Below are 15,978 nucleotides of genomic sequence, written 5' to 3'. Positions count from 1 at the left end.
CACGCACCCTTCCCCTGCGCAGGGAGAATGGGCCGCTCGCCCCCTCCAGCTCCCCCTCGCCCTCGCCTCGCGCCGGTGACGGGGACCCGGTCACCCCGGTACAGTCGCCCGGCGCGATCAAGCCGTCCCACTCGGGGGAGACCGCATGGCCGACGACAACGCGACGCCCGGAGCGGCGGTCCGCCTGACCGCCCTCACCAAGGACTTCAGCACCGTACGAGCCGTCGACAACGCCGAACTCGCCATCCGGCCGGGCGAGTTCTTCTCCCTCCTCGGCCCGTCCGGTTCCGGCAAATCGACCCTCCTCCGCCTCATCGCCGGCTTCGAACGCCCCAGCTCCGGGCGCGTCGAACTCGCCGGCCGCGACGTCACCGCACTGCCGCCCCACCAACGCGACGTGCACACCGTCTTCCAGGACTACGCCCTCTTCCCGCACATGACCGTCGAGCAGAACGTCGCGTACGCACTCCTCGTCGCCGGCGTCCGCAAGGACGAACGCCGGGCCCGCGCCCGCGAAGCGCTCGCCACCGTACGGCTCGACGGCTTCGGCGACCGTCGCCCCGCGCAGCTCTCCGGCGGCCAGCGGCAACGGGTCGCCCTCGCCCGGGCCCTCGTCGACCGCCCCGGACTGCTGCTCCTCGACGAGCCGCTCGGCGCGCTCGACCTCAAGCTCCGCCAGCAGATGCAGACCGAGCTGAAGCAGATCCAGCGCACCACCGGCATCACGTTCCTCCTCGTCACCCACGACCAGGAGGAGGCGCTGACGATGAGCGACCGGGTCGCGGTCCTGGACGGCGGCCGCATCGAACAGGTCGGTCCGCCCTTGGAGATCTACGACCGTCCGGCCACCGCCTTCGTAGCGGGCTTCGTCGGTATGACGAACCTGCTGCGCGGCGAGACCGCACAACGAGTCACAGGCCGCCCCGGCACCTACAGCATCCGCCCCGAACGCATCCACCTCACCCCCCTGAACGACACCCATTCCCCAACACCCCCAACATCCCCATCACGCCCAATATCCCCAACCTCCCCGACAGCGCCGGCCGCTGAGTCCGCACCTTCCACGGACCCGGCCGAGCGCTCGGCCACCGGCCGGATCACCGACATCGCCCACGCCGGACCGCACACCCGCTTCAGCGTCCGGCTGGACGGGGGCGACGACCGCCTGACCGTGCTCCGCCTGAACACGGCTCCCGCCCTGTCCGTCCGGCCCGAATCCCCGGTCCGCCTCACCTGGACCCCCGACGACGCCTACCCCGTTCCCCACTGACCCGCCCCGCCGGGGGCCCGAAGAGAGCGCCTTCTCGCCGGAGTTGACTCGATCTCTTCCCCATGCGCTCTGGTGCAGCGAGCCCTTGATCCGCATACTGAGCGACGCTCAGCGCCTGTGTCTGACGCCGTGTGCGACGGGAGAGAACCGGATGCGCAACACGAACGTGTGGAAGGCCGCCGCCGCGGCCACGGCCCTGCTGCTGGCCGCCGGGTGCGGCTCCTCCGGCGGTGGTGACGGAGGCGACGCCCGGAGCGGCGGCTTCCATGCGCCCGATGTCCCCATGAAGAAGTCGCTCGGCAAGGGCGAGGGCCAGGTCAACGTCATTGCCTGGGCGGGCTACGCCGAGGACGGCTCCAACGACCCGAAGACCGACTGGGTCCACCCGTTCGAGAAACAGACCGGCTGCAAGGTCAACACCAAGATCGCGGGCACCTCCGACGAGATGGTCTCGCTGATGAAGACCGGGCAGTACGACACCGTCTCGGCCTCCGGCGACGCCACCCTGCGCCTGATCGCCTCCGGCGATGCCGCACCCGTGAACACCACGCTCGTACCGAACTACAAGGACATCTTCGCGGGCCTGAAGGAGCAGCCGTTCAACTCCGTCGACGGTCAGATGTACGGCATCCCGCACGGCCGCGGTGCCAACCTCCTCATGTACCGAACCGACAAGGTCAAGCCCGCCCCCGACTCCTGGCGGGCCGTCTTCGAGGACGCCACCGAGCACGCCGGCAAGGTGACCGCCTACGACTCACCCATCTACATCGCCGACGCCGCGCTGTACCTGATGAAGACCGAGCCGCAACTGGGCATCAAGAACCCGTACGCGCTGGACCAGCGCCAACTGGACGCGGCCGTCGCGCTCCTGAAGAAGCAGCACGCCAACATCGGCGAGTACTGGAGCGACTACCAGAAGGAAGTCACCGCCTTCAAGGGTGGCGACAGCGTCGTCGGCACCACCTGGCAGGTCATCGCCAACCTCACCGAGGCCGAGAAGGCCCCGGTCAAGGCCGTCCTGCCCAAGGAAGGCGCCACCGGCTGGTCGGACACCTGGATGGTGTCCGCCAAGGCCCAGCACCCCAATTGCGCGTACAAGTGGCTCGACTGGATCGTCTCGCCCAAGGTGAACGCCCAGGTCGCCGAGTACTTCGGCGAGGCACCCGCCAACGCGAAGGCGTGCGACGAGACGTCCGACCCCAAGCACTGCGTCACGTACCACGCCGACGACGAGAGCTACTACAAGCGCGTCCACTTCTGGACCACGCCCGTGAAGCAGTGCCTGGACGGACGGACGACCGTGAAGTGCACCGACTACGCGCAATGGACCCGCGCCTGGACGGAGATCAAGGGCTGAGAGGACCAGGCCGGTGACCTCGCCGACGGGACCCCAGTCGTCAGACTCCTCGCCGACACGCCCCTCACCGACACGCGCCTCGCCAACAGGGGCATCGGCGACTGACCCGCACGCGACCGATACCTACGCGACCGACCCCTACGCGACCGACGCCTGCGCGACCCACGCCTCAGCGGCAGGAACTCCCGCGAAACCGGACTCCCGGGTGGGAGCGGTCTCCCGGGTAGGAGCGCGGCTGAGGCTGGCGGCGCTGCTCGCGCCACCCCTGCTGTGGCTCGGCCTCGCCTACCTCGGCTCGCTCGCCGTCCTCCTGCTCTCCGCTTTCTGGACCACCGACAGCTTCACCTCCGATGTCGTTCACGTCTGGAACACCGACAACTTCCGCACGATCCTGACCGACTCGGTCTACCGCACGATCACCCTGCGCACCCTCGGCGTGGCCGTCGCCGTCACCCTCATCGACGCCCTCCTCGCCCTGCCCATGGCCTTCTTCATGGCGCGAGTGGCGTCCGGGCGGTGGCGGCGCGCCCTGCTCGTGGCCGTGCTGACACCCCTGTGGGCCGGCTACCTCGTCAAGGCGTACGCCTGGCGCGTCATGCTCGGCGAACACGGCCTGGTCAATGCGGTACTCGCACCGCTCGGTCTGACCGGCCCGGGCTACGGCCTGCCCGCCGTCGTCCTCGTCCTCGCCTATCTCTGGCTTCCGTACATGATCCTCCCCGTTTTCGCGGCCCTGGAGCGGCTGCCCACCCACCATCTGGAGGCCTCCGCCGACCTCGGTGCCGGCGCCTGGCGCACCCTGCGCCTCATCGTCCTGCCCGCCGTGCGCCCCGCCCTGTTCGCCGGCTCCGTCTTCACCTTCTCCCTCAGCCTCGGCGACTACCTCACCGTCCAGATCGTCGGCGGCCGCACCCAACTGCTCGGCAACGTCATCGCCTCACAGGTCACCCTCGACCTGCCGCTGGCAGCCGCGCTCTCTGCCGTACCGGTCGTGCTGATCGTCTGTTACCTGGCGGCCGTGCGGCGCGCCGGAGCACTGGACTCACTGTGACCCCCCGTATCTCACATCGCCCTCTATCTCTGCTTTCCACCCCAATTTCCTTACTCACAGTGACAACGGATCGCCGAACGCCCCGGTTCCCGCATCCGAAAACTCATCCCGCCCCAATTCCCGCGAGGAGGACGTGAGGTGCATCTGACCCGCACCGCCCGGCTCGTGCTCGGCGTGCTCATGGCCGCGGGGCTGGCGATCGTCCACGCGCCGCTGCTCCTGGTCGTCCTCAACTCCTTCAACGCGGATCGCTCCTTCGCCTGGCCGCCCAGCGGGCTGACCGGCGAGTGGTGGGTACGTGCCGTACACAGTCAGGGTGTGCGGGACGCCTTGTGGACGTCGCTGCGGGCCGGCCTCGCCGCCACCGCCATCGCCCTGGTCCTCGGTGTACTCGCCGCCTTCGCCGTGCACCGGCACCGCTTCTTCGGCCGGCAGACGGTCTCGCTCCTGGTCGTGCTGCCCATCGCGCTGCCCGGCATCGTCACCGGCATCGCGCTCAACGCGGCGTTCCGTACCGTTCTGGACCCGCTCGGCATCGGGTTCGGCCTGTTCACGGTGATCGTCGGCCATACGACCTTCTGCGTCGTCATCGTCTTCAACAACGTCGCCGCCCGGCTGCGGCGCATCGCGCCCTCGCTCGCCGAGGCCTCCGCCGACCTGGGCGCCCGCCCCGCCCAGACCTTCCGCCACGTCACGCTGCCCGCGCTGCGGTCGGCCCTCTTCGCGGGCGCCCTGCTCGCCTTCGCCCTCTCCTTCGACGAGATCGTGGTCACCACGTTCACCGCCGGGCCGGGGACGAAGACGCTGCCCATCTGGATCTACGAGAACCTGGCCCGCCCGAACCAGGCTCCGGTCATCAATGTCGTTGCCGCCCTGCTCATCGCCCTGTTGGTGATCCCGGTGTACGTGGCCCAGCGGCTCTCGTCGGACTCGGCCGGCGGTCGGCTGTGAGCGCCCCGGCGGACCGCCGCTCGGACCGTGAAGAGGGCGGGGGAGCGGTCTCCTTCCGGCCTACTCCGCTCTACTCCGCGTTCTCCGCGAGCCATTTGCGGGCGATCTCGTCCAGCTCGGCGTCTCGCCCCGAAAGCATCATGCGGATCATCTGCGCGTCACCGCGCAGCGACCACGCCGGGTGCCCGAAGGTGGCCGGGTTGTTGCCCTCGATGAGGAAGTGCGCGGGCCAGGCCGTTCCGTACCCGATCAGCGGCAGCCCGAGCAGCAGCTTCCGGCGCCGCCGTATCAGCCCGTACGCCGAGACCGCGAGCCCGGTGAGCGTGCCCGTCAGGTGCACCCACCGGGTCGCGGCCTTCGAGTGCATCGCGACGTAGTACGGCCAGAACTCCTCGTAGCTGCTGAACTCCCGTGTCGTCATGCGCGCACGGTAGCGCCGGTCCGCGACGGCTGTCAGTGACGTCCGGCGAGCGACTTCCGGGTGATGGGGAAATCGAAGTACGTGTCGGGGAACGTCTCCGGCTGGAAGGTGTAGTGCCACCACTCGTTCTCGTAGTTCACGAAGCCGGCCTTCTCCAGCCCCGCCTTGAGGAGCAGCCGGTTCTTCCGCTGCTCACCCTTGATGCGCGGATCGAGGGTGTGCGCCAGGGTGTCGAAGCAGTCGAACCCCGTCCCCATGTCGAGCGAGTTGTCGGGGAACCGCTCGTCCTGCGGGCCGTAACACGGGCGCAGCGGCTCACCGGGCACGTACGGGCGGGTGGGCGGCGCGGGAAGCTTCGCCAGCGTCAGGTCGATCGTGCTGCCGCGGCTGTGCCCGGACTTCTCGGCGATGTACCCATCCTCGAAAAGCGTCGACTTATCGACCTGGGGATAGAACTCACCCTTCATGCGCTGGTCGTCCAGGTCCTTGGCCCACTCCACGAAGTGGTTCACCGCCCGCTGCGGCCGGTAGCAGTCGTACACCTTCAGGGTGTAGCCCTTCTTGAGGAACCCCACCTGCGCCCGGTGCAGCGCCTTCGCCGCGTCCCGGGTGAGGAGACACATCGGCTTCTTGTAGCCGGTGACGGGTACGCCCATGAAGTTGTGCGGCGTGAAGTACCGGATCTCCTGCCGGATCGTCGGGTCCACGTCGCGCAGCGCCACGAACTCCTTCGGGGCCTTCGGATCCCTGGCCTTCTCGGACGCTACGGCCGAGCCGGAGGACGGCGTTCCCTGCGGCTGCTGGGCCTGCGCCCCAGAGGGCAGCGCGGCGACGGAGACCAGGGTGGCGGCGGAGACGGCGAGGCCGCGCGGCGCGGCAGCAAGTCTTGGCATGCCCATCGTCTACCAGGCCCGCCCCGGCCGGCGGAAGACCACCACGCGGGCCGAGCGCCGCCTCCGGACCGGCGCCGGTCAGGCCACCGTCAGCTCCACGACCGCCAGCCGCCCCGCCGGACGGACCCCGCTCACCTCCAGCCCGGCCAGCGCCGCCAGTGCCGTCAGGTCCGTGACACCACGCTCGCGGCCGCCGAAGTACACCAGCATCCGCAGGTCCATCGCCGTGCTGACCGCCTCCCCGCCCGTGCCGAACTTCTCCACCACCAGGACCTTGCCCGTACGGCCGGCCGCCCGCGCGCAGCCCTGCAGGATCGCCACCGCCGACGCGTCGTCCCAGTCGTGCAGCACCGCACACAGCAGATAGCCGCCCGCACCGGACGGCAGCTCCCCGAAGAAGTCGCCGCTCACCGCGTCCCCACGGTCCGCGACACCGGCCGCCGCGAGGGTGGCCCGTGCTGCTCGCACCGTCTCCGGCTGGTCGAACACCGTGCCCCGCAACCCGGGATGGGCCCTCAGCAGCGCGGCGAGCATCGTGCCGTTGCCGCCGCCGATGTCCACCAGCCGGCCGAGCGCTGCCCAGTCGTACACCGGCAGCACGGCCTCGGCCCACGCGGTCACGTCCACCGCCATCTGCGCGTCGTAATCCGCCGTCCGTGCCGGATCCGCCCGCAGGTCGGCCCAGAAGCCCTGCCCGTACCGCTCGGGGAACGCTGCCGCGCCGGTCCGTACCGAGTGCGCCAGCTCGACGAACGCGAGGTCCGCCCGCCCGATCGCCGTACCGGTGTCCAGCCTCCGCCGCAGCCCGCCCGGGTGGCCGTCCCGCAACTCCTCGCCCGCTGCGGTGAGCTCGTACCCGGACGCGGCGTCACCGGACTGCCGGAACAGCCCGACGGAGGCCAAGTGGCGCAGCAGCTGCTCCAGCGCGCCCGGATCGCTGCCCGTGGCATCGGCGAGCGCGGCCGCCGTCCGTATGCCGTCGGCGACGCGGTCCGCGAGCCGCAGCGTCGCCGCGGTCCGTACGGCCATCGGCGTCACCAGATCCGCCAGTTCCCCCGCGCTCCGGGACGCGTCGGCGACCGGCACGCCGGAGGCGTCCCCGAGATGCTCCGAAGCCGCTTCCCCCATCACCGTCTCCGTTCGCCCGTCACTGCCGTGCCCCGTGTCATGCCTTGTCACGTCCCCCCTGTGCCTCGGGTCCGGCTTCACCCGTCTCCGCCTCGGAGCCGCCTCCGCGCACCCGTACCCGATAGCCCACCGGCTCGCCGTCCGGCCGGCTCACCACCACGCGCCCCGACTCCCACTGCGATTCCACCCGTTCAACGTCCGGACGCCCCCAACCGTCCCCGGAATCCGGCACGACCAGCCCGCCGCCCTTCCGCCCCGGAGCCGGCGCCCACACCTCCAGCTCCACTTCGCCGTCCGCGCCTGCCACCGGGAGCACCGCGCCCGCCCGGGCCAGCACCGGAATCCGCGACAGCGGCGCATCGACCACCGCCCGCCCGGGCCCCTCGTACGCCCGCCCCGTCGCCGTGTCGTACCACCGGCCCCGCGGCAGGCGTACGGACCGCCGCCGCGCGCCCTCCTCCAGCACCGGTGCCACCAGCAGCGCGTCCCCGAGCAGGAACGCGTCCTCGCAGTCACGCAGCGCCCGGTCGCGCGGCGAGTTCCACCACAGCGGACGCACGTAGGGCGCACCGGCCAGCCGTGCCAACTGACCCAGCGTGTGCACATACGGAAGCAGCCGCTCGCGCTCAAGGGCCGCCGCACGGGCGTGCGCCAGCACCTCGTCCCCGAACTCCCACGGTTCCCGGCGCCCCGCGTCGTGCGCGCAGTGCGTACGGAACAGCGGCAGATACGCCCCCAGCTGGAACCACCGCAGGTACAGCTCGGCCGACGGCACCTCCGAATAGCCCCCGATGTCCGGACCGCTGTACGGGACGCCGCACAGCCCCAGGCCCAGCACCAGCGCCAGGGAAGCCCGCAGCCCCGGCCACCCGGTCGCCACATCCCCCGACCACGTACCCCCGTAGCGCTGCATCCCCGCCCACCCGGAGCGCGAGAAGAGGAACGGGCGCTCCTCGGGGCGCAGCTCGCACAGCCCCTCATAGCCCGCGCGCGCCATCGCCAGGCCGTAGACGTTGTGCGCCTCCCGGTGGTCCCCACCCCGGCCCTCCATGGCGTGCCGCGCCGACCGGGGCAGCGTCGACTCCCCGAACGCGACGAACGACGACGGCTCGTTCATGTCGTGCCATATGCCCGCGAACCCCTGGGCCAGCCGCTCCGCATACAGCCCGCCCCACCACTTGCGCACCCGGGCGTCCGTGAAGTCGGGAAAGACCGCCTCACCCGGCCACACCACGCCCCGCACCTCGCGCCCACGCGCCTCCCGCACGAACGCGTCGGCGGCCGCCCCGCTCTCGTACACCGCGTTCCCCGGCTCCGCCTTCACCCCGGGGTCCACGATCGACACCAGCCGCACGCCCTCCTGACGCAGCTCGGAGGCGAGCCTCGGCAGATCGGGGAAGCGGTGACGGTCCACCGTGAACACCCGATGGCCGTCGAGATGATCGATGTCCAGATGGAGAGCCGACAGCGGCACGCCGTGCGTCCGGTAACCGGCGGCCACCCGCCGCACCTCCGCCGCATCACCGAAACCGAACCGGGCGTGTTGGTGCCCGAGGGCCCAGCGAGGCGGCAGCGCCGGCGCACCCGTAAGAGACGCCCAGCCGTGCAGCACACGGGCAGGCGTACCCGTCAGCACCCAGTAGCGCAGCGGACCGCCGTCCATCCGGATCTCGCAGGAGCCGGCCCGGTCGTGCCCGGAGCCCCTGCCCTCCTCACCCTCCTGCAGCGAGACCCGCCCGTCCCAGGAGTTGTCATGGAACACCAGGTGCGTACCGGCGTCCGCGACGACCAGCTGCACCGGCATCGTCAGCGACAGCGGATCGTCACCGGGCCCGAACGCGCCCCCGGGATCGGTGTTCCACAGCCGGTACGTGCCGTCCCGCAGCCGCGGCCCGCTCGCCCGGCCGCCCAGCCCGAAGAACCGCGCGTCCGCCGCCACCTCGGAGCGCTGCATCCACCGCGACTCACCACCGCACGACCCGGCCCGCACAGCCTCCGCGGCGGCGTAGCCCACGGACAGCGCCTCCTGCCCCGAGAGGCCCTCCTGCGCCGTACCGTCCTCGGGGCCCGCTTCCGGTACCACGTCCCACCACCGGGGCGGCAACTCCCGGCGCAGCACCACACCACCCGGCGTACGGATCTCCACCGCCCCGAACCGCGACACCGCGACCGTCACCCGCTCCGACACCACACGCCAGCCGCCCTCGGTGTCGGGCTCCAGCTCCGCCCGGCCGTCCGCCTCCGGGCCGGCCCCCACCAGCGCATACGAAGGCTCCGGCGCCGCACCGTCCCAGCCGCAGAACACCGCGCCGCCCGCCGTCACCCTGATCCGCAGCGAGGACCGCGCGAACCGCACCACCCCGCCGCCCGGCTGCGGCTCCGCCCCCACCGCCGTACCCGGAACCCGCGCCCGCTCCGTACCCCGCCGCGGCAGCCCCGCCGCATCGGCCCGCCTCCGCCGCAGCGCCGACCGCACCGACAACCACCCCTGCGAGGTGCCCACTGCCCTGACCGTCCGTGCCGACCGCACCAGATCCCGCCCGTCCATATCGCTCAGCCTGCCATCAGCGCACCCAGGTGAAAGCATCGTTCAGCTTCCGTTCACCTGCGTTGACCTGCTGTGTCCGCAAAAGAGACACCGTGCCCCGGGCCCTGTGCCCCACCGCGGGGCGCGCCGCTCACCTTGTGTCCGCGCCACACACCATTCCCCCCGAATGTGGGGCGTCCACCCTGGTGCCGAAGACGATCACATGGCATCGTCCTGAGCAGTCGTGTCCTGCGCACCCCTACGGACGCGTCGGGCGCCACCGGACGAGGACGACCGGCGGCACCGCCCACCGCGGCGCACGGACCGGCACACCAGCCGTGTACAGCCCGGGAGCCGCATGATGACCACCGCACCGCAGCCCGCAACCCACCCGGAGCCCCTGTGGCAGCCCGGCGCGGACCGTATCGCCGGAGCACAGGTCACCCGCTTCCAGGAATGGGCCGCCACCCACTACGGCGCGCCCGCTGCAACACAGGGCGACCCCGTCGCGAGCTACGCCGCCCTGCACCGCTGGTCCGTCGATGAGCTGAGCACCTTCTGGCGCGCCACCTCCGAATGGTTCGACGTCCGCTTCAGCACCCCCTACGACACCGTGCTGGCCGACGCCACCATGCCCGGCGCCCGCTGGTTCCCCGGCGCCACACTCAACTACGCCGAGCACGCCCTCCGCGCCGGCGAGGACCCCGCCAGGGCCGCCGAACCCGCCCTCCTGCACGTCGACGAGAGCCACGAACCCACCCCCGTCACCTGGGCCGAGCTGCGCGCCCAGGTCGGCTCGCTCGCCGCCGAACTCCGCCGCCTCGGCGTCCGCCCCGGCGACCGCGTCAGCGGCTACGTACCCAACGTCCCGCAGGCCGTCGTCGCCCTCCTGGCCTCCGCCGCCGTCGGCGCCGTCTGGACCTCCTGCGCCCCCGACTTCGGCGCCCGCAGCGTCCTGGACCGCTTCCAGCAGGTCGAACCGGTCGTCCTGTTCACCGTCGACGGCTACCGCTACGGCGGCAAGGAACACGACCGCCGCGCCACCGTCTCCGAACTGCGCGCAGAACTGCCCAGCCTCACCGCCGTCGTGCACATCCCCCTGCTCGGCACCGAGGCCCCCGAGGGCGCGCTCCACTGGGACGACGTCGTCTCCCGTGACGAAGAGCCCGTCTTCGAACAGGTGCCGTTCGACCACCCCCTGTGGGTGCTGTACTCCTCCGGCACCACCGGCCTCCCCAAGGCCATCGTCCAGTCCCAGGGCGGCATCCTCCTCGAACACCTCAAGCAGGCCGGACTCCACTGCGACCTCGGCCCCGGCGACCGCTTCTTCTGGTACACCTCCACCGGCTGGATGATGTGGAACTTCCTCGCCGCCGGCCTCCTCGTGGGCTCCACGATCGTCCTCTACGACGGGAGCCCCGGGTTCCCCGACACCGGCGCACAGTGGCGGATCGCCGAACGCACCGGCGCCACCCTCTTCGGCACCTCCGCCGCCTACGTCATGGCCTGTGCCAAGGCCGGCGTCCACCCCGGACGCGACTACGACCTCTCCCGCGTCAAATGCGTCGCCACCACCGGCTCCCCGCTGCCCCCTGACGGCTTCCGCTGGCTCCACGACGAAGTCGCCGAAGACCTCTGGATCGCCTCCGTCAGCGGCGGCACCGACGTCTGCAGCTGCTTCGCCGGCGCCGTGCCCACCCTCCCGGTCTACATCGGCGAACTCCAGGCACCCTGCCTCGGCACCGACCTCCAGGCCTGGGACCCCCAGGGCAAGCCGCTCACCGACGAGGTCGGCGAACTCGTCGTCACCAACCCGCTGCCTTCCATGCCGATCCGCTTCTGGAACGACCCCGACGGCAGCCGCTACCGGGACAGCTACTTCGAGATGTACCCCGGCACCTGGCGGCACGGCGACTGGATCACCCTCACCGCACGCGGCACCGTCGTCATCCACGGCCGCTCCGACTCCACCCTGAACCGCCAGGGCGTCCGCATGGGCTCCGCCGACATCTACGAAGCCGTCGAACGCCTCCCCGAGATCCGCGAATCCCTCGTCATCGGCCTCGAACTCCCCGACGGCGGCTACTGGATGCCCCTCTTCGTGCACCTCGCCGAGGGCGCCACCCTCGACGACGACCTGCGCGGCCGCATCAAGCAGACCATCCGCACCCAGCTCTCGCCGCGCCACGTCCCCGACGACATCATCGAAGCCCCCGGAGTACCGCACACACTCACCGGCAAGCGCATCGAAGTACCCGTCAAGCGCCTGCTCCAGGGCACCCCGCTCGAAAAGGCGGTCAACCCCGGCTCGGTCGACAACCTCGAACTCCTCCGGTTCTACGAGCGGATCGCCGCCGACCGCGCACAGTGATCATCCGAGCCGCCGGAAATCCCTGCTCACAGCCGATTCCGGCGGCTCACAACGGCCATTGTCAGACCCCTCGCTTACGCTCAGTGAGCAATGAGTCATCGGCGACGACGACTCCCGAGCGCGGACCGGCCCGCCGGCCGGCCCGCGCTCGCTCACCAGCGTCACCAAGGGGGAAACCATGGCCAGGACCGCACGCCGCACCCAGCCCGCCGACCGGCACGGCAGCAAACGACGGCACACCCGTCGCGCCCGCGGCCCCGCAAGCCGAGCCCGCCGCAGGACCGCCACGGCTCCACGACGACTCGCCCGCGAAATCCCCGGCACCCTCGCCGTCCTGCCGACGCCCGAGGACCTCGCGGCCATGAGCCGCTACCGCACCTTCCCCTTCACCGGCCAGGACCACAGCGGCTACCTGCGCCGACTCGACGGCCTCCTCCGCACCCGCACCGCCCAGGGCCGGCACACGACCCTCACCCTCTTCGACCCCGGCGAATACGCCACCTACTGCGGCGACACCGGACTCGACCCCGACCGGCCGGAGAGCCGCGCCCGCTACACCACCGAGGTCGCCGCCGGCGGCGCCATCGTTCCGTACAGCGGCCGACGGCTCACCGACACCCTGCCCGTGCTCCTCGACGAAGCCGCCCGCCAGGACACCTGGGACCGGGCCGGTGCCCTCCTCTCGGCCGCCGGGCGCTGCCCCACCTGCGACGGCGACACCGCACACGACGCCTTCGAACACGCCTCTCAGGCCATGCTCCGACTCCTCGACGCCCTCGGGCCCGGCAGACACCACCTCGTCTGCAGCGTCACCGCGAGCGACAGCGGCCCGCTCCTCGCGGCAGTGCACGCCACGGCACTCCCCGACGGCCGCCTGCACCTCGCCGAAGCGGAAGCCCTGGTCTTCTGCACCGTCCTCGCCGCCGGCATCACCCTCCGCGGCCCCGGCGGCGTCGTCTCCCGCACCCTCGACGACCAGCACGGCGACGAGGTCCGCGGCTGGTCCCTCCGCGGCAACTGGCTCACCGCCCTCACCGCGGCCGAGGTCTTCTCCGCGTACTGCACCGACGCCAGGACAGGCGACCCCCTCTCACCCGAACCAGGCGTCGACTACCTCCCCGGCATCGCCCTGCCCACACCCGCCTACGCCCACGAGCACTGCAGGAACACCTAGGGGAGGGCAAACGCAACCGAAAAGCAGATGGCCGCCCCGCCACCAGGGCGGGACGGCCATCAAGACCACGGCACTAAGCCGCTGAGCACGCTACGGTCACTCGCCGGAGAGCACCGCCTGCGCCGCCAGACGCGCCTCCTCGGCAGTGTCCGCCGCACGCGCCGCCGACGCGGCACGCTCGCACTGCGCCAGCGTGTGCTTCGCCAGCGTCGCGCGCACGTAAGGAAGCGACGCCGCACCCATGGAGAGGCTGGTGACGCCGAGCCCCGTCAGCACACACGCGAGCAGCGGGTCGGAAGCCGCCTCGCCGCACACACCACAACTCTTGCCCTCGGCCTTGGCGGCCTCGGCGGACGTCGCCACAAGGTCGAGCAGCGCGGGCTGCCACGGGTCCTGCAGCCGGGACACCGCACCGACCTGACGGTCGGCCGCGAAGGTGTACTGCGCCAGGTCGTTCGTGCCCAGCGACAGGAACTCCACCTCCTGCAGGATCGAACGCGCCCGGAGCGCGGCGGACGGAATCTCCACCATCGCACCGAACTTCGCCTGCAGCCCCGCCTCACGGCACGCGTCTGCGAACGCCTTGGCGTCCGTACGGTCCGCCACCATCGGCGCCATGACCTCGAGGTAGACCGGCAGCCCCTCCGCCGCCTTCGCCAGCGCGGTGAGCTGGGTCCGCAGCACATCGGGGTGGTCGAGCAGGGTACGCAGCCCCCGCACGCCCAGCGCCGGGTTCGGCTCGTCCGCCGGCGTCAAGAAGTCCAGCGGCTTGTCCGCGCCCGCGTCCAGCACGCGCACGACCACCCGGCCCTCGGGGAAGGCCTCCAGCACCTGGCGGTACGCCTCGACCTGCTTCTCCTCCGACGGCGCGTTCTTGCTGTCGTCGAGGAACAGGAACTCGGTACGGAACAGCCCGACGCCCTCGGCACCGGCCTCCACCGCCGCCGGCACGTCCGCCGGACCGCCGACGTTCGCCAGCAGCGGCACCTTGTGCCCGTCCGACGTCGCACCCGGACCCGTGGCGGCGGCCAGCGCGGCCTTCCGCTCCTCGGCCGCCTGCTCCATCTCCGCGCGCTTCTCGTCGCTCGGGTTGACGAAGATCTCCCCGGTGGAGCCGTCCACGGCCACGACCGTGCCCTCGACCAACTCGTGCGCGCCCGGCAGCGCGACGACGGCCGGCACGCCCAGCGCCCGCGCGAGAATCGCGCTGTGGCTGGTCGGCCCGCCCTCTTCGGTGACAAAGCCGAGCACCAGCGACGGGTCCAGCAGCGCCGTGTCGGCCGGCGCGAGGTCCCGCGCGATCAGCACGTACGGCTCATCGCTGTCCGGCACACCCGGCATGGGCACGCCCAGCAGCCGCGCGACGATCCGGTTCCGTACGTCGTCCAGGTCGGCGACCCGGCCCGCCAGGTACTCCCCGGCACCGGCCAACAGCGCCCGGTACGCGGCGAACGCGTCGTACACGCCACGCTCGGCCGTGCTGCCCACGGCGATCCGGCGGTCGACGTCGGCCATCAGCTCGGGGTCCTGGGCCATCATGGCCTGGGCCTCCAGCACCGCCTGCGCCTCGCCGCCCGCGAGGTTGCCGCGGGCGATCAGGTCGGCGGCCACGGCTTCCACGGCCTGGCGGGCGCGCCCCTGCTCGCGCTCCGCTTCCTCGGCGGGGATCTGCTTGGCCGGCGGCTCCAGCACCGCCGTCCCCATGTGCCGCACCTCGCCTATGGCGACACCGTGGCTCACGCCGACGCCTCGCAGCGTTGTCTCCATTGCACCCGTCTCCGTGTGATGCGACGGCCGGTGCCGCCGCGTTGAATGTCGTACGTGCCGTTCCTGCGTACCGGGTTCCGGTACCGGTGTACGGAACGGCGTCGGCGTCACTGCCAGCTGAAGAGCTGGTCCCCGGCCTTCACGTCGCCGTCCTCGCGCACGTCACCGAGCGCGTCGGCGGTGGCCTCGAGAGCGACGACGGGGCAGACCGGCGACTTGCCGGCCTCCTCGACGGCGGCCGGGTCCCAGCGGACGACGCCTTGGCCGCGCGTCACGTTGTCCCCCTTGTTGACGAGCAGCTCGAAGCCCTCGCCATTGAGCTGAACGGTGTCGATGCCCAGGTGCGTCAGCACGCCGTGCCCTTCGCCGTCGACGACGACGAATGCGTGCGGGTGCAGAGAAACAACGACGCCGTCCACGGGCGCGAGCGCCACGGAAGGCTCGCGGGCCGGGTCGATCGCGGTACCGGGACCCACCATCGCGCCGGAGAAGACGGGGTCAGGAACTGCGCTGAGCCCGATGGCGCGTCCGGCGAGCGGGGACGTCACGGTGGTCATGGGAAGCCTCCCAGGGGTGGAGATCTATCAGGTCGCCGTCACTACCTGTCCCGGACGGCGCACCGGTCAGAGCGTAAGTCATAAGAAGTGGACGCTCCGCACGACAGACGGGAGGCGCGATCATGCGTGTGAAGGGGTGCGGCTGGACGGCGGCCTTCCCCCGATTTGCCTCGCCCCAACCCCGCCTGTACTGTCTTACTCCTGCCCCGGAACGAGGACGCAATCACTGCGGCCCGCGAAGGAAGCAGCACCCCATCAGTCTTGATCCGAGAATCTCGATCACTTCTGCATGCCTGCATCGCTTCTTGTGATGCGCGCATTGAATGCGGAAAGGGACGCGGTTCGGAAGACCGAAAAGGCCTGATAGAGTGTGAAACACCGAAGGGAAGCGCCCGGAGGGCCCGGTGAAACGGGACCAAAGGAAGCGTCCGTTCCTTGAGAACTCAACAGCGTGCCAAAAGTCAACGCCAGATATGTTGATACCCCGTCTCCAGCATCCGCTGGGACGAGG

Annotated in this window: 12 protein-coding genes; 6 read left to right on the top strand and 6 right to left on the bottom strand. The window is 71.3% G+C overall.

The annotated features are described in order from the left end of the window. Positions 1 to 145 precede the first annotated feature (145 nt). The 4 genes from ABZ840_RS35765 to ABZ840_RS35750 all read left to right on the top strand — a co-directional run bounded on the left by ABZ840_RS35765 (position 146) and on the right by ABZ840_RS35750 (position 4,629). Entirely contained in the window at positions 146 to 1,270 is a 1,125-nt protein-coding gene (locus ABZ840_RS35765; RefSeq protein ID WP_361567622.1) for an ABC transporter ATP-binding protein, read from the top strand. A 151-nt stretch (positions 1,271 to 1,421) separates the two neighbouring features. Beyond that, complete coding sequence (locus ABZ840_RS35760; RefSeq protein ID WP_361567620.1) at positions 1,422 to 2,627, top strand: ABC transporter substrate-binding protein; 1,206 nt, start codon at positions 1,422 to 1,424, stop codon at positions 2,625 to 2,627. Between the two features lie 205 nt (positions 2,628 to 2,832). Continuing rightward, positions 2,833 to 3,678 (top strand): ABC transporter permease, encoded by an 846-nt coding sequence (locus tag ABZ840_RS35755; RefSeq protein WP_361567618.1) that lies wholly within the window; start codon positions 2,833 to 2,835, stop codon positions 3,676 to 3,678. 138 nt (positions 3,679 to 3,816) lie between these two features. Next, positions 3,817 to 4,629, top strand: coding sequence for an ABC transporter permease (locus ABZ840_RS35750; RefSeq protein WP_361567615.1), 813 nt, complete (start codon positions 3,817 to 3,819; stop codon positions 4,627 to 4,629). A 70-nt stretch (positions 4,630 to 4,699) separates the two neighbouring features. Here the strand turns inward: ABZ840_RS35750 and ABZ840_RS35745 are convergent, their stop codons facing one another. The 4 genes from ABZ840_RS35745 to ABZ840_RS35730 all read right to left on the bottom strand — a co-directional run bounded on the left by ABZ840_RS35745 (position 4,700) and on the right by ABZ840_RS35730 (position 9,619). Further along, positions 4,700 to 5,050 (bottom strand): DUF962 domain-containing protein, encoded by a 351-nt coding sequence (locus ABZ840_RS35745; protein ID WP_361567612.1) that lies wholly within the window; start codon positions 5,048 to 5,050, stop codon positions 4,700 to 4,702. Positions 5,051 to 5,082: 32 nt separating this feature from the next. Further along, positions 5,083 to 5,943, bottom strand: a complete 861-nt coding sequence (locus ABZ840_RS35740) for a M15 family metallopeptidase (protein WP_361567609.1) — start codon at positions 5,941 to 5,943, stop codon at positions 5,083 to 5,085. A 78-nt stretch (positions 5,944 to 6,021) separates the two neighbouring features. Beyond that, positions 6,022 to 7,071, bottom strand: coding sequence for a methyltransferase (locus ABZ840_RS35735; RefSeq protein WP_361567606.1), 1,050 nt, complete (start codon positions 7,069 to 7,071; stop codon positions 6,022 to 6,024). 37 nt (positions 7,072 to 7,108) lie between these two features. Further along, on the bottom strand, positions 7,109 to 9,619 hold the full coding sequence (locus tag ABZ840_RS35730) for a glycoside hydrolase family 31 protein (RefSeq protein ID WP_361567603.1): 2,511 nt from the start codon (positions 9,617 to 9,619) through the stop codon (positions 7,109 to 7,111). Positions 9,620 to 9,959: 340 nt separating this feature from the next. Between ABZ840_RS35730 and ABZ840_RS35725 the strand changes: the two genes are divergently transcribed. Together ABZ840_RS35725 and ABZ840_RS35720 are read left to right on the top strand one after the other, a co-directional pair. Beyond that, positions 9,960 to 11,969, top strand: coding sequence for an acetoacetate--CoA ligase (locus ABZ840_RS35725; protein ID WP_361567601.1), 2,010 nt, complete (start codon positions 9,960 to 9,962; stop codon positions 11,967 to 11,969). 178 nt (positions 11,970 to 12,147) lie between these two features. Further along, entirely contained in the window at positions 12,148 to 13,143 is a 996-nt protein-coding gene (locus ABZ840_RS35720; RefSeq protein ID WP_361567599.1) for a hypothetical protein, read from the top strand. 96 nt (positions 13,144 to 13,239) lie between these two features. On the opposite strand, the gene ptsP is transcribed toward ABZ840_RS35720, so the two are convergent. Beyond that, entirely contained in the window at positions 13,240 to 14,910 is a 1,671-nt protein-coding gene (gene ptsP, locus ABZ840_RS35715) for a phosphoenolpyruvate--protein phosphotransferase (RefSeq protein WP_361567597.1), read from the bottom strand. Between the two features lie 107 nt (positions 14,911 to 15,017). After that, positions 15,018 to 15,467 carry a PTS glucose transporter subunit IIA gene (locus tag ABZ840_RS35710; protein ID WP_361567594.1) on the bottom strand — a complete coding sequence of 150 codons (450 nt, stop codon included), beginning with the start codon at positions 15,465 to 15,467 and terminating at the stop codon, positions 15,018 to 15,020. Between the last annotated feature and the right edge of the window lie 511 nt (positions 15,468 to 15,978).

Source organism: Streptomyces sp. NPDC047117, assembly GCF_040643545.1.
Lineage (GTDB): Bacteria > Actinomycetota > Actinomycetes > Streptomycetales > Streptomycetaceae > Streptomyces.
Note: the sequence above shows the minus strand (reverse complement) of the source record. Positions and strands in the feature narration are given on the sequence as shown.

What these genes read in the sequence shown, in the direction of transcription:
- ABZ840_RS35765 (WP_361567622.1), top strand. Translation starts at nt 146, where the DNA reads ATGGCCGACGACAACGCGACGCCCGGAGCGGCGGTCCGCCTGACCGCC.
- ABZ840_RS35760 (WP_361567620.1), top strand. Translation starts at nt 1,422, where the DNA reads ATGCGCAACACGAACGTGTGGAAGGCCGCCGCCGCGGCCACGGCCCTG.
- ABZ840_RS35745 (WP_361567612.1), bottom strand. Translation starts at nt 5,050, where the DNA reads ATGACGACACGGGAGTTCAGCAGCTACGAGGAGTTCTGGCCGTACTAC.
- ABZ840_RS35740 (WP_361567609.1), bottom strand. Translation starts at nt 5,943, where the DNA reads ATGCCAAGACTTGCTGCCGCGCCGCGCGGCCTCGCCGTCTCCGCCGCC.
- ABZ840_RS35735 (WP_361567606.1), bottom strand. Translation starts at nt 7,071, where the DNA reads ATGGGGGAAGCGGCTTCGGAGCATCTCGGGGACGCCTCCGGCGTGCCG.
- ABZ840_RS35730 (WP_361567603.1), bottom strand. Translation starts at nt 9,619, where the DNA reads ATGGACGGGCGGGATCTGGTGCGGTCGGCACGGACGGTCAGGGCAGTG.
- ABZ840_RS35725 (WP_361567601.1), top strand. Translation starts at nt 9,960, where the DNA reads ATGACCACCGCACCGCAGCCCGCAACCCACCCGGAGCCCCTGTGGCAG.
- ABZ840_RS35720 (WP_361567599.1), top strand. Translation starts at nt 12,148, where the DNA reads ATGGCCAGGACCGCACGCCGCACCCAGCCCGCCGACCGGCACGGCAGC.
- ptsP (WP_361567597.1), bottom strand. Translation starts at nt 14,910, where the DNA reads ATGGAGACAACGCTGCGAGGCGTCGGCGTGAGCCACGGTGTCGCCATA.
- ABZ840_RS35710 (WP_361567594.1), bottom strand. Translation starts at nt 15,467, where the DNA reads ATGACCACCGTGACGTCCCCGCTCGCCGGACGCGCCATCGGGCTCAGC.